At 63.9% G+C, this 15,241-nt stretch carries 13 protein-coding genes; 8 read left to right on the top strand and 5 right to left on the bottom strand.

Going from position 1 to position 15,241, the window contains the following annotated elements:
- The first annotated feature begins 95 nt into the window (after positions 1 to 95).
- The 5 genes from araD1 (at position 96) to ACIQUG_RS09375 (ending at position 6,106) form a co-directional block, all read left to right on the top strand.
- Positions 96 to 1,091 (top strand): AraD1 family protein, encoded by a 996-nt coding sequence (gene araD1, locus ACIQUG_RS09395; protein WP_402320082.1) that lies wholly within the window; start codon positions 96 to 98, stop codon positions 1,089 to 1,091.
- A gap of 67 nt (positions 1,092 to 1,158) precedes the next feature.
- Positions 1,159 to 2,592: an aldehyde dehydrogenase family protein gene (locus ACIQUG_RS09390; RefSeq protein WP_402320079.1), complete on the top strand. Its 1,434-nt coding sequence runs from the start codon at positions 1,159 to 1,161 to the stop codon at positions 2,590 to 2,592.
- Between the two features lie 55 nt (positions 2,593 to 2,647).
- Entirely contained in the window at positions 2,648 to 4,393 is a 1,746-nt protein-coding gene (gene araD / locus ACIQUG_RS09385; RefSeq protein ID WP_402320076.1) for an L-arabinonate dehydratase, read from the top strand.
- Positions 4,394 to 4,871: 478 nt separating this feature from the next.
- The gene (locus tag ACIQUG_RS09380; RefSeq protein ID WP_402320073.1) at positions 4,872 to 5,180 is read left to right on the top strand and encodes a hypothetical protein; all 309 of its coding nucleotides are present in this window, start codon (positions 4,872 to 4,874) and stop codon (positions 5,178 to 5,180) included.
- A gap of 257 nt (positions 5,181 to 5,437) precedes the next feature.
- Positions 5,438 to 6,106, top strand: a complete 669-nt coding sequence (locus ACIQUG_RS09375) for a hypothetical protein (RefSeq protein WP_402320070.1) — start codon at positions 5,438 to 5,440, stop codon at positions 6,104 to 6,106.
- 55 nt (positions 6,107 to 6,161) lie between these two features.
- Here ACIQUG_RS09375 and ACIQUG_RS09370 read toward each other — a convergent pair whose 3' ends face one another.
- The 4 genes from ACIQUG_RS09370 to ACIQUG_RS09355 all read right to left on the bottom strand — a co-directional run bounded on the left by ACIQUG_RS09370 (position 6,162) and on the right by ACIQUG_RS09355 (position 10,755).
- Complete coding sequence (locus ACIQUG_RS09370; RefSeq protein ID WP_402320067.1) at positions 6,162 to 6,989, bottom strand: transglutaminase domain-containing protein; 828 nt, start codon at positions 6,987 to 6,989, stop codon at positions 6,162 to 6,164.
- 115 nt (positions 6,990 to 7,104) lie between these two features.
- Positions 7,105 to 8,043, bottom strand: a complete 939-nt coding sequence (locus tag ACIQUG_RS09365; RefSeq protein WP_402320064.1) for an alpha-E domain-containing protein — start codon at positions 8,041 to 8,043, stop codon at positions 7,105 to 7,107.
- Positions 8,044 to 8,046: 3 nt separating this feature from the next.
- Entirely contained in the window at positions 8,047 to 9,441 is a 1,395-nt protein-coding gene (locus ACIQUG_RS09360; protein ID WP_402320654.1) for a circularly permuted type 2 ATP-grasp protein, read from the bottom strand.
- Positions 9,442 to 9,675: 234 nt separating this feature from the next.
- Positions 9,676 to 10,755: a YeiH family protein gene (locus tag ACIQUG_RS09355; protein ID WP_402320061.1), complete on the bottom strand. Its 1,080-nt coding sequence runs from the start codon at positions 10,753 to 10,755 to the stop codon at positions 9,676 to 9,678.
- An 80-nt stretch (positions 10,756 to 10,835) separates the two neighbouring features.
- Between ACIQUG_RS09355 and ACIQUG_RS09350 the strand changes: the two genes are divergently transcribed.
- The 3 genes from ACIQUG_RS09350 (at position 10,836) to ACIQUG_RS09340 (ending at position 13,296) form a co-directional block, all read left to right on the top strand.
- Complete coding sequence (locus tag ACIQUG_RS09350; RefSeq protein ID WP_402320058.1) at positions 10,836 to 11,705, top strand: LysR substrate-binding domain-containing protein; 870 nt, start codon at positions 10,836 to 10,838, stop codon at positions 11,703 to 11,705.
- Between the two features lie 78 nt (positions 11,706 to 11,783).
- The gene (locus ACIQUG_RS09345) at positions 11,784 to 12,239 is read left to right on the top strand and encodes a GyrI-like domain-containing protein (RefSeq protein WP_402320055.1); all 456 of its coding nucleotides are present in this window, start codon (positions 11,784 to 11,786) and stop codon (positions 12,237 to 12,239) included.
- 181 nt (positions 12,240 to 12,420) lie between these two features.
- Positions 12,421 to 13,296 (top strand): DMT family transporter, encoded by an 876-nt coding sequence (locus ACIQUG_RS09340; RefSeq protein ID WP_402320651.1) that lies wholly within the window; start codon positions 12,421 to 12,423, stop codon positions 13,294 to 13,296.
- A 144-nt stretch (positions 13,297 to 13,440) separates the two neighbouring features.
- Here the strand turns inward: ACIQUG_RS09340 and ACIQUG_RS09335 are convergent, their stop codons facing one another.
- Positions 13,441 to 14,991 (bottom strand): DEAD/DEAH box helicase, encoded by a 1,551-nt coding sequence (locus ACIQUG_RS09335; protein WP_402320052.1) that lies wholly within the window; start codon positions 14,989 to 14,991, stop codon positions 13,441 to 13,443.
- Positions 14,992 to 15,241 lie beyond the last annotated feature (250 nt).

Below are 15,241 nucleotides of genomic sequence, written 5' to 3'. Positions count from 1 at the left end.
GTCCGCCGGAATTGGGTGGCGTGAGCCACCCACGGGGACGCTTTTGCCTCGAGAAGGCGAATACAGCGACCCGAGACGATAGGAAGGATAGCATCGTGCTGATTTCGCAGATCAGGAACGAAGACGGATCGATCACGGTGGCGGTGCGGCAGCCCGGCGAGGCGGCGCATGCGGTCAACGGTGCGGCGAGCGTCTATGCGCTGGCGATGGAAGCGGCCAATGCCGGTCGCAGCCTGAAGGAGACGATCGAGGCCAAGGGTCTCGGGGTTGCCGTCGACCTCGACAAGGCCTATGCGGAGGGACGCTTCCTGCCGCCGATCACCCATCCCGATCCGGCGCACCTGCACCTGACCGGTACGGGGCTCACGCACTTGGGCTCGGCTGCGACCCGCGACGCCATGCACAAGAAGACAAGCGAGGCAGCCGAGGAAACGCTGACGGACTCGATGAAGATGTTCCGTATGGGCCTCGAAGGCGGTAAGCCGAAATCAGGCGAGACCGGCGTGCAGCCCGAATGGTTCTACAAGGGCAACGGCACATCAGCCGTGGCGCCCGGTGATGCGCTCGTTTCGCCCGCTTTTGCCGAAGACGGCGGCGAAGAGCCGGAAATGGCCGGCATCTACGTGATCTCCGACAAGGGCTTTCCGTTCCGCATCGGTTTCGCCGTTGCCAACGAGTTCTCCGACCACAAGACCGAACGGGTCAACTACCTCTGGCTGGCGCACTCGAAACTGCGTCAGGCGAGCTTCGGCCCGGAAATCCGCATCGGGGTTGCGCCGGAGGATATCCGGGGCATGTCACGCATCCTGCGCGGCGGCAAGGTGCTGTGGGAAAAGCCCTTCCTGTCGGGCGAAGCGAACATGTCGCACAGCTTTGCCAATCTCGAGCACCACCACTTCAAATATGGCCTGTTCCGCCAGCCGGGCGACGTGCATGTCCACATGTTCGGGACGGCAACGCTGTCCTTCGGTGACGGCATCCGCACCGAGGAAGGCGACGTGTTCGAGATCGAGGCCGATGGTTTCGGCCTTCCGCTTCGCAACGCGCTTGCGATCGCAGCTGACGAAGAAGTCGCGATCCGTCAGCTCTGACACATCTCCCAGGCGCGACCGTTCGAGAGGGACGGTCGCTCGCGTTCATGACGGAGGCTCGAAGCCTATGACATTGCACCAAAACCTGATTGCCGGCGAATGGGTCGGCGGTGACGGGGTTGCCAACATCAACCCGTCCGACACCAACGACGTGGTTGGCGAATATGCGCGTGCGTCTGCGGACGATGCACGTGCGGCGATTGCCGCTGCGAAGGCGGCGTTTCCGGCCTGGTCGCGCTCCGGCATCCTTGAGCGCCACGCGATCCTGAGGAAGACCGCCGACGAGATCCTTGCCCGCAAGGACGAGCTCGGCAGGCTGTTGTCGCGTGAAGAGGGCAAGACCTTGGCCGAAGGCATCGGCGAGGCGGTGCGCGCCAGCCAGATCTTCGACTTCTTCGCCGGCGAATGCCTGCGGTTGGCCGGCGAAGTGCTGCCGTCGGCAAGACCCAATATCGGTGTCGAGATCACCCGCGAGCCGGTCGGCGTCGTCGGCATCATCACGCCCTGGAATTTCCCGATCGCCATTCCCGCCTGGAAGATCGCGCCGGCGCTTTGTTACGGCAACACCGTCGTCTTCAAGCCGGCCGAGCTGGTGCCCGGCAGTTCCTGGGCCATCGTCGACATCTTCCACCGCGCCGGCCTGCCGAAGGGCGTCTTGAACCTCGTCATGGGCAAGGGCTCGGTCGTCGGCCAGGCGATGCTCGACAGCCCCGACGTGCACGCCATCACCTTCACCGGCTCGACCGGTACCGGCAAACGCGTGGCGATGGCCTCCGTCGAGCACAATCGCAAATACCAGCTGGAGATGGGCGGCAAGAACCCGTTCGTCGTCCTTGATGACGCCGATCTGTCGGTGGCGGTCGAGGCGGCGGTCAATTCCGCCTTCTTCTCCACCGGTCAACGCTGCACTGCGTCGTCCCGTCTCATCGTCACCGAGGGCATCCACGATCGCTTTGTCGCGGCCATGGGCGAGCGGATGAAGGGATTGACCATTGACGACGCCTTGAAGGCCGGCACCCAGATCGGCCCGGTGGTCGACCAGAGCCAGCTCAACCAGGACACCGACTATATCGCCATCGGAAAGCAGGAAGGCGCAAAGCTTGCCTTCGGCGGCGAGCTCTTGAAGCGCGACACGCCCGGCTTTTACCTGCAGCCGGCGCTGTTCACCGAGGCGACGAACGCCATGCGTATTTCCCGCGAAGAGATCTTCGGTCCGGTCGCATCGGTCATCCGGGTCAAGGACTACGACGAGGCGCTTGCCGTCGCCAACGACACGCCCTTCGGCCTGTCGTCGGGCATCGCCACCACCAGCCTCAAGCACGCGACCCATTTCAAGCGCAATGCGGAGGCTGGCATGGTGATGGTCAACCTGCCGACCGCCGGCGTCGATTTCCACGTGCCCTTCGGCGGCCGCAAGGGCTCGTCGCACGGATCGCGCGAGCAGGGACGCTACGCCGCCGAGTTCTACACAACCGTCAAGACGGCCTACACGCTCGCCTGAAGCGCGCCGTCATCGGGCCCGCGTGAACGGCGCGGGCCGCATAAGGAAGGAAGAGATGAAGAAGAAAGCTGAATGGCCGCGCAAGCTGCGTTCGCAGGATTGGTTCGGCGGCACCGGCAAGAATGCCATCATGCACCGCTCCTGGATGAAGAACCAGGGCCTGCCCGCCGACACCTTCGATGGCCGGCCGATCATCGGCATCTGTAACACCTGGTCGGAGCTGACGCCCTGCAACGCGCACCTGCGTGACCTTGCCGAGCGGGTGAAGCGTGGCGTCTACGAGGCCGGCGGCTTCCCGGTCGAGTTTCCTGTGTTTTCCGTCGGCGAAAGCACGCTGCGTCCGACGGCGATGATGTTCCGCAACCTCGCGGCGATGGACGTCGAAGAAGCGATCCGCGGCAATCCGGTCGATGGCGTCGTGCTGCTTGGCGGCTGCGACAAGACTACGCCGAGCCTGTTGATGGGGGCTGCCAGCGTCGATATCCCTGTCATCCTCGTTTCCGGCGGCCCGATGCTGAACGGCAAGTGGCGCGGCAAGGATGTCGGCTCCGGCACGGCGATCTGGCAGTTCTCCGAAATGGTGAAGTCCGGCGAGATGTCGCTCGCCGAATTCATGGACGCGGAGCAGGGCATGGCCCGCTCGGCCGGCAGCTGCATGACCATGGGCACGGCCTCGACGATGGCCTCGATGGCCGAAGCGCTCGGCATGACGCTTCCCGGCAATGCGGCCATACCGGCAGTCGATGCCCGCCGCCGAGTGATCTCGCAGCTCTCTGGCCGCCGCATCGTCGACATGGTCAAGGAAGACCTGAAGCCTTCGGATATCCTGACGAAGGAAGCCTTCGAGAACGCCATCCGCGTCAACGGCGCCGTCGGCGGCTCGACCAATGCCGTGCTGCACCTGTTGGCGCTTGCCGGCCGCGTCGGTGTCGATCTGACGCTCGACGACTGGGATCGCCTTGGCCGCGACGTGCCGACGATCGTCAACCTGCAGCCGTCGGGCAAGTACCTGATGGAGGAGTTCTATTACGCCGGCGGCCTGCCGGTCGTGATCAAGGCCGTGGGCGAAATGGGCCTGCTTCACAAGGATGCTGTGACGGTCACCGGCGACACGATCTGGAACGACGTCAAGGATGTCGTCAACTACAACGACGACGTGATCGTGCCGCGTGAGAAGGCTCTGACGAAGTCCGGCGGCATCGCGGTGCTGCGCGGCAATCTGGCGCCCAAGGGCTGCGTGCTGAAGCCGTCGGCCGCCTCGCCGCACCTGATGCAGCACAAGGGCCGCGCCGTCGTGTTCGAGAGCATCGAGGACTACCACGCCCGCATCAACCGCGAAGATCTCGACATCGACGAGACCTGCGTGATGGTGCTGAAATATTGCGGCCCCAAGGGTTATCCGGGCATGGCCGAAGTCGGCAACATGGGCCTGCCGCCGAAGGTGCTGAAAAAGGGCATCACCGACATGATCCGCATCTCGGATGCGCGCATGTCCGGCACGGCCTATGGCACCGTCATCCTGCATACCGCGCCGGAAGCCGCCGACGGTGGCCCGCTGGCGCTGGTTCAAAACGGCGACATGATCGCCGTCGACGTGCCGGCCCGCACCATCCATCTCGACGTCTCCGACGAAGAACTGGCCCGTCGCCGTGCGGCCTGGGTGTCGCCGGTGATGCCGCTCAAGGGTGGTTATGCCGGCCTTTACGTCAAGAGCGTGATGCAGGCCGACACGGGCGCGGATCTCGACTTCCTCGTCGGCCCGCGCGGCGCGGAAATCCCGATGAACCGCGACAGCCACTGAGGCTGTCGGCGCACGAGCGGACGGTCCGCTCGTGCCTTCTGTGTGCACCACAGCTTGCGTCATATCAGACGTGCAAAGGTCGCCGTCGCACCGTAATTGCAGTGCGACGGTCCCAGGTGTCGGCGTCGGGGCCACTGCGCTGAACAGGCCTGGCGCACCCGCAAGCATCGCCGCGGGGCGGACCTATAACCTTTACGCTGCGATTGTCTTCGCGCCTGCAATCCGCCTTTGTCCGCAGGCCTGTTCCTCTTCCCTTACCTCCGGGTAAGCACTTACCACTGGGTGCGTATTGGCGTCGCAGCGTCGACGTCATAGTTTGTCCCCGCGACGGTGCGTGCCTGCAGACGGGGCGGCCGCGGCAGTGCTAGGGCCATGTCGGAACTATGATCCGAAGGAGTGAAGAAGCGTGCCGTTGACAGATCTCATCGATACCTATTGCGCCGCCTGGTCGTCGGAGGACGCCGAGCGGAGGCGGGCGTTGCTGGTACCGATCTGGGCCGATGGCGCAACGTATACGGATCCAACGGTTCATGCCGTCGGCGCAGAGGAACTGCTCGCGCATATCGCCGGCATTCAGGCCAGGCATCCGGGCGCGCGCATTACGCGGACAAGCGACCTGGATGTTCATCATGGCATCGCACGCTTCGCCTGGCGGTTTGTGATGCCCGACGGATCATCTTTCCCCGAGGGGCTGGACATCGCATTCCTCAATCCCGGCCAGACGCGCATTACGCGCATCATCGGCTTTTTCGGGCCGCTGGTCAGCCTGACGGCGTCGCGCGTCTGATAGACCTCCTTTGATCGGCTACGATTGAGCGGAGCCTCAGACACGATCGCCGCATCGGTTTCGGCGCGGTGATCCTATGTGCGTGTCATAGGTCATCGTTTCGAAAAGGCACGCATCCGGCGGCATCTTTGCCTTGTGTTATCCACACAGCACAAAACCCTCTGTTTTCGGCTGATCCGCGGCAACCGGCGGCAACCCCCGAACGTATCCCTTTTGCCGGGGCCATTCCGGTCCCGAGCCTGAAAAGGAGGACGATCATGCGGAGGAATGTACTTGCGTTGTCGCTCGGTCTTCTTGCGACGGTGGCGCTGTCTCAGCCGGCATTTTCGCAGAGTGCCAACGGTCTTGGCGTCGGCGTGTCCGTCGGCGGTGCGAATGGGCCGAACGCCAATGTGGGCCTCGGCGGCTCGAACGGCCTTAAGGCCGATGTCGATGCGTCGCTCGGTGGCGCAAACGGCGTCAATGCCAACGCCAACGCCTCTGTCGGCGGATCGCAAGGCGTCAATGCCGATGTGCGGGCGAGCGCCGGCGGTGCCAATGGCATCAACGCCGACGCCGATGTCGGCCTTGGTGGCGGCAAAGGGCTCAACACGTCGGTCAACGCCACGGTCGGTGGACGGAATGGCCTGAGTGCCGGTCTGAAAGCCAATGCCGGCGGTGGCAACGGCGTCGGGCTTGGGCTCGGCGTGGGCGTTGGAACGGGATCCGGCGGCGGCAGCTCCGGGGGTGGCGGCAGCGTTGGTGGCGGAACCGGAGGCGGTTCGGGCGGTGCGGTCTCGCCGGGCGCCTCGATGGCTGCGTTCAATGCACTGCCCGCTGGCGAGCGGGTCAAGCTGATCAAACGCTGTCGCGATGTCGTTGGCGGCGGTTATGACAGCGGGCTGGTTTCGCTCTGCCGCATCCTGCAGGCGAGCGCTTCGCGGTAACGCCTGAGACTTGGGTCTGGATCGACGGGACGTACGCTGCGCCCCGTCGCGTCACCTACTGGCTTTGCGACTGGCTCTGGCTTTGTTGCTGCTGTTCGACCGTCACCGATACCTTCAGCGTCTCCTTGGCCTCGCCGTGGATCAGCCCGGAGATGGGAGCGGCGTCGCGGTAGCAGAGGCCCGAGGCGATGCGGACATAGCGATCATCCGGGCAGATCTTGTTGGCGGCGTCGAAGCCCACCCAGCCAAGCCCATTGAGGTGGACTTCGGCCCAGGCGTGGCTGGCGGTCTGCTCGGGATGCCCCTCCATCATCAGGTAACCCGAGACATAGCGTGCCGGCAGATCGAGGGAGCGCGCCGCCGCAATCAGGATATGCGCATGATCCTGGCAGACGCCACGACCGCTTTCGAGTGCATCTTCGGCCGTCGTCTCCGCGTGGGTCTCACCGGGCTTGTATTCCACGGCTTCATGGATCGCCGCCATCAGCGCATGCATGCGGGCAAGGTCGGTGTCGCCCTCGGCGGATTTCGAGAGGTCGCGAATGAGCTTGCCGGCCTTGGTGAGCGGCGTTTCGCGGGCATAAAGCCAGAGCGGCACGTAGGATTGGTGCGGCCCGAAGACGCCGGCACGATCCTCCGTGTGGACCTCGCCGGAGGCCGTGATGTGGATCGTATCGCGGTCGCCGTCGACGCTGACGAGATGAACGCGGTTGCCGAAGTGGTCGTCGTAGCTCACTTCGATCGCAGCGCCATCGACCAAGGTCTCCCAGCCGAGCACGGTCTGGCCCACCTGCGTCAGCGGCGTCAGCCGCAGGCGCTGCAGGGCATACTGCACGGGCTCGTCATAGTGATATTCGGTCGTGTGGCTGATCTTCAGGTGCATGCCATCCTCCGATCTAGAGCGATTCCGGTCAAAACGGAGTTGTGAAAGCGCTCTATCTCCTTGTTTTTACGCAATTTTGAACGCGAAACCGCGCCACGCTTTCGCTGGAATTGCACTAGTAGAACCGGTAGCCGTCGGAGATTTCCTGTCCCAGACGGTTGTTGTGGCTGATGAAATCTTCGAGATACTCGTGCAGCCCCTGGTCCATGATGTCCTTGATCGACTGGCTGCGCAGTGACGCGAGCGTGCGGTCGGCCGTGTCGTGCGCCGCGTGGCGCTCGCCGTATTCCCGTTCGAGGTAGCCGAGATTGCTGGCGATCTTCTCGTAGCAATAGGCAAGCGAGCGCGGCATGCGGCCGTTCGATATCAGGAAGTCGGCGATGTTGGCGGGACGAAGTTCGGCGTCGTAGACCCAGCCATAGGCGCGATGCGCCGAGACCGAGCGCAGGATCGATTCCCACTGCACGTTGTCCATCGATGAGCCGACGGCGGCGACCGCCGGCAGAAGCACATAGTACTTCACGTCGAGGATGCGGGCGGTGTTGTCGGCCCGCTCGATGAAGGTGCCGATGCGCGAGAAGTTGAAGATCTCGTTCCGGAGCATCGTGCCGTGGAAGGCGCCGCGGATGAGCCCGGCGCGTCGCTTGATCGTGTCGATGATCTCCGGCATGTCGGTCGGGCGCGCCTTCTTCGACAGCATCGCCTTCATCTCGAGGTAGCACTCGTTGGTCGCTTCCCAGGTCTCGCGGGTGAGCGCCGTGCGCACCATGCGGGCGTTGTGACGGCCGGCTTCGATGCACGACATCACGCTCGACGGGTTGGCGCGGTCGCGCAACAGGAAGTCGATCGCGTCGATGCTCGTCAGCTTGTCGTGCACCTCGTCATAATTCTCGCGGACGCCGGCGCTTTGCAGCACGCCGTCCCAATCGTCCTCGCTCGCCTCGCTACGGGTCAGCGACATGCGCAGGCCGGCATCGATCAGCCGGGCGCTGTTTTCCGCCCGCTCGATGTAGCGGAACATCCAGTAGAGGCCGTTTGCGGTTCTTCCCAGCATCTCTCAGTCCTCCAGCACCCAGGTGTCCTTGGTCCCGCCACCCTGGCTGGAATTCACGACGAGCGAACCGGCTTTCAGCGCCACACGCGTCAGGCCGCCGGGGATGATCTGGACCTTGTCGGAGACGAGGACATAGGGGCGAAGATCGACGTGCCGGGGCGCGATACCCTTGTTGACGAGGATCGGCACGGTGGAAAGCGAAAGCGTCGGCTGGGCGATGTAGTTGGTCGGGCGGGCCTTCAGCTTTTCGGCGAAGACGGCACGTTCCTTTCTGGTCGCCGTCGGGCCGACAAGCATGCCGTAGCCGCCGGAGCCGTGGACCTCCTTGACTACCAGCTCTTCCAGATGCTCGAGCACATATTTCAGGCTCTGCTGCTCGGAACAGCGCCAGGTGGGCACGTTTTCGAGCAGCGGCTTGCGGCCGGTGTAGAACTCGACGATCTCGGGCATGTAGGAATAGATCGCCTTGTCGTCGGAAATCCCGGTGCCCGGCGCGTTGGCAATCGTGATGTTGCCGGCGCGGTAGACGTCCATGATGCCGGGAATGCCGAGAGCGGAATCCGGTCGGAAGGTGAGCGGATCGAGGAAGTCGTCATCGACGCGGCGATAGAGCACGTCGATCGCCTCGTAGCCGCGGGTGGTGCGCATCTTCACCTTGCCGTCGATGACGCGCAGGTCCGATCCCTCGACTAGCTCGACGCCCATCTGGTCGGCGAGGAAAGCGTGCTCGTAATAGGCGGAATTGTAGATGCCGGGCGTCAGCACCGCCACGCGCGGCTTGCCGCTGCAGCCGGGAGGGGCGAGCGACGAAAGGCTCTGGCGCAGCAGATTGGGGTAGTTCTCGACCGGGCGCACGCGGTTCTGATGGAAGAGTTCCGGGAACATCTGCATCATCGTTTCGCGGTTTTCCAGCATGTAGCTGACGCCGGACGGGGTGCGCGCATTGTCTTCGAGAACGTAGAACTGGTCTTCGCCGGTTCTGACGATGTCGGTGCCGACGATGTGGGTGTAGACGCCGCCCGGCGGCCGGAAGCCGATCATCTGCGGCAGGAAGGCTTCGTTCTTCTCGATAAGTTCGCGCGGGATGCGACCGGCGCGGATGATTTCCTGCTTGTGGTAGATGTCGTCGAGGAAGGCGTTGAGTGCGATGACCCGCTGTTCGATGCCTTGCGCGAGCTTGCGCCATTCGCGGCCGGAGATGATGCGGGGGATGAGGTCGAAGGGGATGAGTTTTTCGGAGCTGTCTGCGTGTCCGTAGACCGCAAAGGTGATGCCGGTTTTCCGGAAGATGTTCTCGGCGTCCTTGGATTTCGCTATGAGCCGATTTCTGTCCTGGCTGGCATACCAATCATGATAGGTCGAATATGGCTGGCGCGGACTGCTGTCCGCATTCATCATTTCGTCAAATGCCAAAGGCGTGGTCCCCTTATTTTTGACCATTTGAGTACAAGGCTGGTTGCAATGCAAGAAGCGTGCTCAGTCGCCCGAAAAGAAAGTTGACCCCGCCAGAAGCGCCTGTTCGCGAGAAAATCTGCCCAACGGCAAGGCAGCCACATCCGGTCGCTGAAAGCGGTTGCGACCGGGTGGGCAAGAAATATGCACGTGCTCTAAATTTGGACGCAGGCGCCGAAGCTAGCCGAGGCCCAGGCAGACGATGGCGAGCACCGCAAGAACACAGAGCACCAGCAGCGACAGCGTGGCGGCAGCGCTTGCACGCGGCCCGCAATGGGCAAGCGCGCGGATGTCGACCTCAAGGCCGAGGGCGGCCATGGCGATGACCGTCAGCCAGGTGGAGACCGTCACGGCGCCGGTCGCGAGCGTGTCGGAGATTGCGCCGCTGTTGCGGGCGATGGCAACCGCCACGAAACCCAGGATGAACCAGGGAACGAAGTGGAGGATCGTGGCGAGCGGCGACTTGCGTTGTCCGGGCGCTTTGCATTCCGCCTCCTCGTCGCGGCTGCCGATCAGCGAGAAGCAGAAGACGACGGGGCCGAGCATCAGGACGCGCACCAGCTTGACGAGCGTGCCGACCTGGACCGAGAGCGGGCTGAAGGGGCTGGCGGCGGCCAGGACTTGTGGCACGGCATAGACAGTCATGCCGGCAAAGACGCCGTAGCCCTGGGGCGTCATGCCGAGCCAGCCGCCGATGAAGGGCAGCGACAGGACGACGGCGATGCCGAGGATGGCGGTAAAGGAAATGGCGGCCGCGACCTCTTCGCCGCGGGCGCCGATTGCCGGTGCGACGGCGGCGATCGCCGAGTTGCCGCAGATGGCGTTGCCACAGGCAATCAAAGTCGCCAGACGTTTCGGCAGGCCAAGCAATCGCGCGATCACGTAACCGGTGGAAATCGACAGGAGGACCATCACGACGATGGTGACGAGCAAGGTCGGCCCGCTCTTGGCGATCGCGTCGAAGCTCAGCATCGCGCCGATCAGCACGATCGCCGTCTCCAGCAGGATCTTCGCCGAGAAGTGAATACCGGAAAGGAAGCGCGCGCCGGGCGTCCAGAGGGTGCGGACGATAGCGCCGAGAAGGATCGCGAGAACGAGGGCTTCCAGCCAGGCGCGGCCGGTCCAGCGCCGCTCGATCCATTCGAGGCCGATGGCCGCAAGGGCGACGAGACAGCAGAGGAAAAGGCCCGGGAGAATGCACGTCAGGCGGGAGGCAGCTGAGGAAAAATGGGAGCGAAATGGGGGATGCGATCTGGACATGGGCGCAACCTACGCTCATCCATGAATCAGTCTAACGGATTATTCTTGTCATTCTGATCGATTTTTGAGATTGATCTACCATGACACTCGATCAGCTTAAAATCTTCGTCGCGGTCGCCGAGCGGCTGCACATGACCAAAGCCGCCGAGGCGATGAACGTCACGCAGTCGGCCGCAAGTGCGGCGATCGCAGCGCTTGAAACCCAGCACGATGTCCGGCTGTTCGATCGCGTTGGCCGCGGCCTGACGCTGACCGATGCCGGCAAGATCTTCCTGCCGGAGGCAAAAGCGGTGCTTGCCCGGGCAGCCGCGGCCACCGCCTGCCTTCGCGATCTCTCCGAGCTTCGCCGTGGCGAACTGTCGATTGCGGCGAGCCAGACGGTTGCGAGCTATTGGCTGCCGTCGCGGCTTGCCCGCTTCACCCACGACTATCCCCAGGTCGACGTGAAGCTCACCGTGCGCAACACGGCGGTCGTCGCCGAGGCGGTGGAGGAGGGGACGGCACAGCTCGGCTTCGTCGAGGGGCGCGTGGATGGCGCCAAGCTCGACCATCGCCGCGTCGCCGTCGATCGCATCGCTGTCTATGCCGCGCCTGGCCACGCGTTCGTCGGTGCCGCGGTCAATCTGGAAATGTTGCTGTCTGCGCGCTGGGTGCTGCGCGAGGAAGGCTCCGGCACGCGGGCAATGTTCCTGCAATCGATGGACGAGCATGGTGCAGACGTCGATCGGCTCAGGGTCGAGCTTGAGCTGCCCTCGAACGAGGCGGTGCTGACGGCGGTCGAAAGCGGCCCCTTCGTGACGGCCGTTTCCCGGCTTGCCGCACAACCCTTCGTCGATAGCGGCCGGCTGGTGGAGCTGCCGTTCGAACTGGCCGAGCGCAGCTTCGAACTTTTGACCCATCGCGAGAGGCAGTTCAGCCGCGCGGCACGCGCCTTCGTGGAACTGCTTTGAGAGCAGGTCCGTTTCTCTCCTGCGATGGCGGCGAAAGCCTGCCAATGTTTGCGGGATTGCCCGTTCAAAGAGGTGACCATGGCGTTCGAAATCGTGGAGAGACCCGCACAGCGCATTTCCGGATCGTTCTGGGAGGGAACCTTCGTCGAGGCGGCCGATGGCGCCGTGCGCAGGCTGATCGCCGAAATGCAGGGGCACCACCAGCATCTTCATCCTGGCGACCATACGGCATTGGTCGGCATCTCCTGGAACGATCGTCCGGATGGCTTTCGCTATCTCGTCGGCTATGTCTCCGACAAGGCCGAGACGACCGTGCACCCCGGCCATGTCGACCTGCCGGCCATGCGCTTCGTCACGGCCCTGCATCACCCTGACGCCGGCGACGTCTTTGCCCATTACCAGAGAATGTTCGACTGGATCGCGGCCGAAGGCCATGCGATCGATACCGCCTTGCTGCACTATCGCGAGGAGTACGATCCCGGTTTCGTCTCGCTCTCGCTCTCCTCGCTCAGGCTGATGGTTCCGATTGGCTGATGCTTCCCATCAGAAAAATTGCTTTGACCATCAATACCGGCGCGGATACTTGCATGAGTGCTTAAATCAGAGGATTTGAGCGCGAAATCAGCGGCAGATCAAAGCGTTACGGCGGCCAGGCGCGCTTCAGCGAGGGTGGCTCATGCTTTCCGCCTGCCGCCATCATTCCGATAGGCTCACCATGCTCGCCCGTCTGGCTCCCGCCATCTTCGTTCTGCTCTGGTCCACCGGCTGGGTGGTGGCGAAATATGCTGCGGTCTACGCAGATCCGCTGACCTTTCTCGTGTTGCGCTACACGCTGGCGATCGCGCTCTTCATCCTCTTCTGCGTCGTCACCGGCGCGCAGTGGCCGAAGTCCTGGAAAATGGCCGGTCATGCGATCCTGTCCGGCATGTTCCTCCACGGGCTCTATCTCGGGTCGGTCTGGTGGGCGATCGGCGAAGGCGTGCCGGCCGGCATTTCCGGCATCATCGCCGGCCTTCAGCCGCTGATGACCGCGGTTGCCGCAGCCTTCGTCATCGACGAGCGGCTGAGCGTGCAGCAGAAGCTTGGGCTGGTGCTCGGCTTCTTCGGCATTGCTCTTGCCGTCCTGCCGAAGGTGCTGGCGATCGACACGGGTGCGACGCCGATCCACTTTCTGCCTGTGATCATCAACGTGCTCGGCATGGGCGCCGTCACCTATGGCACGCTCTACCAGAAGCGCCATCTGCAGAGCGGCGACATCCGCACCATCGCAGCGCTGCAATATCTCGGCGCGCTGATCGTGACGATTCCGCTGGCGCTGATGCTGGAAGAGCTGCACGTGACCTGGAACCTCCAGGTGGTTCTGGCGCTTGCCTGGTCGGTTCTCGGGCTCTCGATGGGGGCGATCGCGCTGCTGCTTTATCTGATCCGTCGCGGACAGGTGTCGCGCGCAGCTTCGCTGATCTATCTCGTGCCGCCGCTCGCCGCCGTGCAGGCGTGGCTCTTCTTCGGCGAAGCGCTGACGCTGCCGATGGTTATCGGCACCATCATTGCCGTTGCCGGCGTCTATCTGACCAATCGCAAGCAGGCATGACGCACGACGAGCGAGAGCGTGCAGCGGTTTTGCTATAGCGACAGGCACAGCCCAAAACGAAAACGGCGGGCCGAAGCGACCCGCCGTTCATATTTCTAAGTACTACGATGGCTTTGCGCGCCTGATCGACGCGCAGCGCCTCGGTCAGCCCTGGTGGCCGCGATTGCCGCCATTGCCCCGACGCTGACCCTGGCCGCCTTCGCGACGCTCGCCACCGCCACGGTTTTCGTTGCGGCCGCCCTGGTTGCGGTCACGACGGTCGCCCTGCTTCTGGCCGGGACGTCCGTGGTGCTTCTTGCCTTCGTGGTTGCGGTTGCCTTCGCCACGGCCGTCGGTCTGCGGATGGCCGTGATCGCGGCGCTCCTGGCGCTGCGGGCGGCGCTCGTCGCGCAGCAGGTCGTCGCCGGTAAAGCCGCTGGTGGCTGCAACCGGTTCGCCGGCCGGGCGCTCACGACGCGGCGGACGGCCGCCGTTCTGGTGATGACCGCCGCCATTGCCCTTGCGGTGGCCGGCGCCGTTGTTGCCACGGCCGCCGCGGCCCTTGGCCGGACGCGCCTGGTCGGCCGGAGCCTCGCCGCTGGCAACGGCAATGTTGATGCCCATCAGCTTCTCGATGTCGCGCAGCAGGCGGATTTCGTCCGGCGCGCAGAAGGCGATGGCGATGCCGTCGCGGCCGGCGCGCGCGGTGCGGCCGATGCGGTGGACGTAGGCATCCGGCACTTCCGGCAGGTCGTAGTTGTAGACGTGGGTAACGCCGGGAATGTCGATGCCGCGGGCAGCGACGTCGGTTGCGACCAGCACGCGGATTTCGCCGTCGCGGAAAGCCTTGAGCGCGCGCTCGCGCTGGCCCTGGCTCTTGTTGCCATGGATCGAGGCGGCCTTGAAACCGACGTGGTCGAGATGCTTCATCAGCTTCTCGGCGCCGTGCTTGGTGCGGCTGAAGATCAGCGACAAGCCATCAGGGTTGTCGGTCAGCGACTTCTTGAGGATCTGCGTCTTCAGGTCCTTGCCGGGCACGAAGTGCACGTACTGTTCGACCTTGTCGGCAGCCTTGCCCGGAGGCGTGACTTCGACCTTGACCGGGTTGGTCAGGTACTCGCCGGCGAGCTCGGCGATCTGCTTCGGCATGGTGGCCGAGAAGAGCAGCGTCTGGCGGTTCTTCGGCACCAGCTTGGAGATCTTGCGCAGGTCGTGGATGAAGCCGAGGTCGAGCATCTGGTCGGCTTCGTCAAGCACCAGGTAACGGCCCTGCGTCAGCGTCACGGCCTTGCGAGCGACGAGGTCGAGCAGGCGGCCGGGGGTGGCGACCAGGATGTCGACGCCGCGGGCAAGCTGCTCGGTCTGCTTGTTGATCGAAACGCCGCCGACGACGACGCCGACCTTGATCGGCGACTTCTTGACGAACAGCTTGAGGTTGGCGGCGATCTGGTTGACCAGTTCACGGGTCGGTGCCAGCACCAGCGCGCGGATATTGCGCGGATCGGGACGCCGGCTTTCGGCGACCAGCTTTTCGATCATCGGCAGGCCGAAGGCAGCGGTCTTGCCGGTGCCGGTCTGGGCGAGGCCGATGAGATCGTTGCCCTTCAGCACCAGCGGAATGGCCTGTGCCTGGATCGGGGTCGGCTTTTCGAAGCCGTTGGCAGACAGGGTTTCCAGAATGTGCTCGGATAGGCCGAGATCTTTAAAGGTGGACAAATGCATATACCTTTTGGGGGCGCCAAACGCATTCGCCGGAACCGCGTTGTTGCTGTTCCGGTGTCGTTCGGCGTCAAGAACCCCGCGTGAATTGGGAACTTGTGGGTTGAATTAAGTCGTCAAGCGCCTGTGCTGTGCCGCCTATTGCGGTGATATGTGCGCTATCCTTCTTCACGGCTTTCTATGTCTGCCGAGGGCGCGCTCACGCGGCGGCCGGAAGGTGACGCTGGGCACCATGTCGTTGGTTTGG

This window comes from Ensifer sp. NPDC090286, assembly GCF_044769565.1.
In the GTDB taxonomy this organism is placed as follows: domain Bacteria; phylum Pseudomonadota; class Alphaproteobacteria; order Rhizobiales; family Rhizobiaceae; genus Ensifer.
This window is presented reverse-complemented; position numbering and strand designations above follow the sequence as displayed.

Excerpts from the sequence above, each read along its gene's own strand:
- ACIQUG_RS09390 (WP_402320079.1), top strand. The coding sequence starts at position 1,159 with ATGACATTGCACCAAAACCTGATTGCCGGCGAATGGGTCGGCGGTGAC.
- araD (WP_402320076.1), top strand. The coding sequence starts at position 2,648 with ATGAAGAAGAAAGCTGAATGGCCGCGCAAGCTGCGTTCGCAGGATTGG.
- ACIQUG_RS09375 (WP_402320070.1), top strand. The coding sequence starts at position 5,438 with ATGCGGAGGAATGTACTTGCGTTGTCGCTCGGTCTTCTTGCGACGGTG.
- ACIQUG_RS09370 (WP_402320067.1), bottom strand. The coding sequence starts at position 6,989 with ATGCACCTGAAGATCAGCCACACGACCGAATATCACTATGACGAGCCC.
- ACIQUG_RS09365 (WP_402320064.1), bottom strand. The coding sequence starts at position 8,043 with ATGCTGGGAAGAACCGCAAACGGCCTCTACTGGATGTTCCGCTACATC.
- ACIQUG_RS09360 (WP_402320654.1), bottom strand. The coding sequence starts at position 9,441 with ATGATGAATGCGGACAGCAGTCCGCGCCAGCCATATTCGACCTATCAT.
- ACIQUG_RS09355 (WP_402320061.1), bottom strand. The coding sequence starts at position 10,755 with ATGTCCAGATCGCATCCCCCATTTCGCTCCCATTTTTCCTCAGCTGCC.
- ACIQUG_RS09350 (WP_402320058.1), top strand. The coding sequence starts at position 10,836 with ATGACACTCGATCAGCTTAAAATCTTCGTCGCGGTCGCCGAGCGGCTG.
- ACIQUG_RS09345 (WP_402320055.1), top strand. The coding sequence starts at position 11,784 with ATGGCGTTCGAAATCGTGGAGAGACCCGCACAGCGCATTTCCGGATCG.
- ACIQUG_RS09340 (WP_402320651.1), top strand. The coding sequence starts at position 12,421 with ATGCTCGCCCGTCTGGCTCCCGCCATCTTCGTTCTGCTCTGGTCCACC.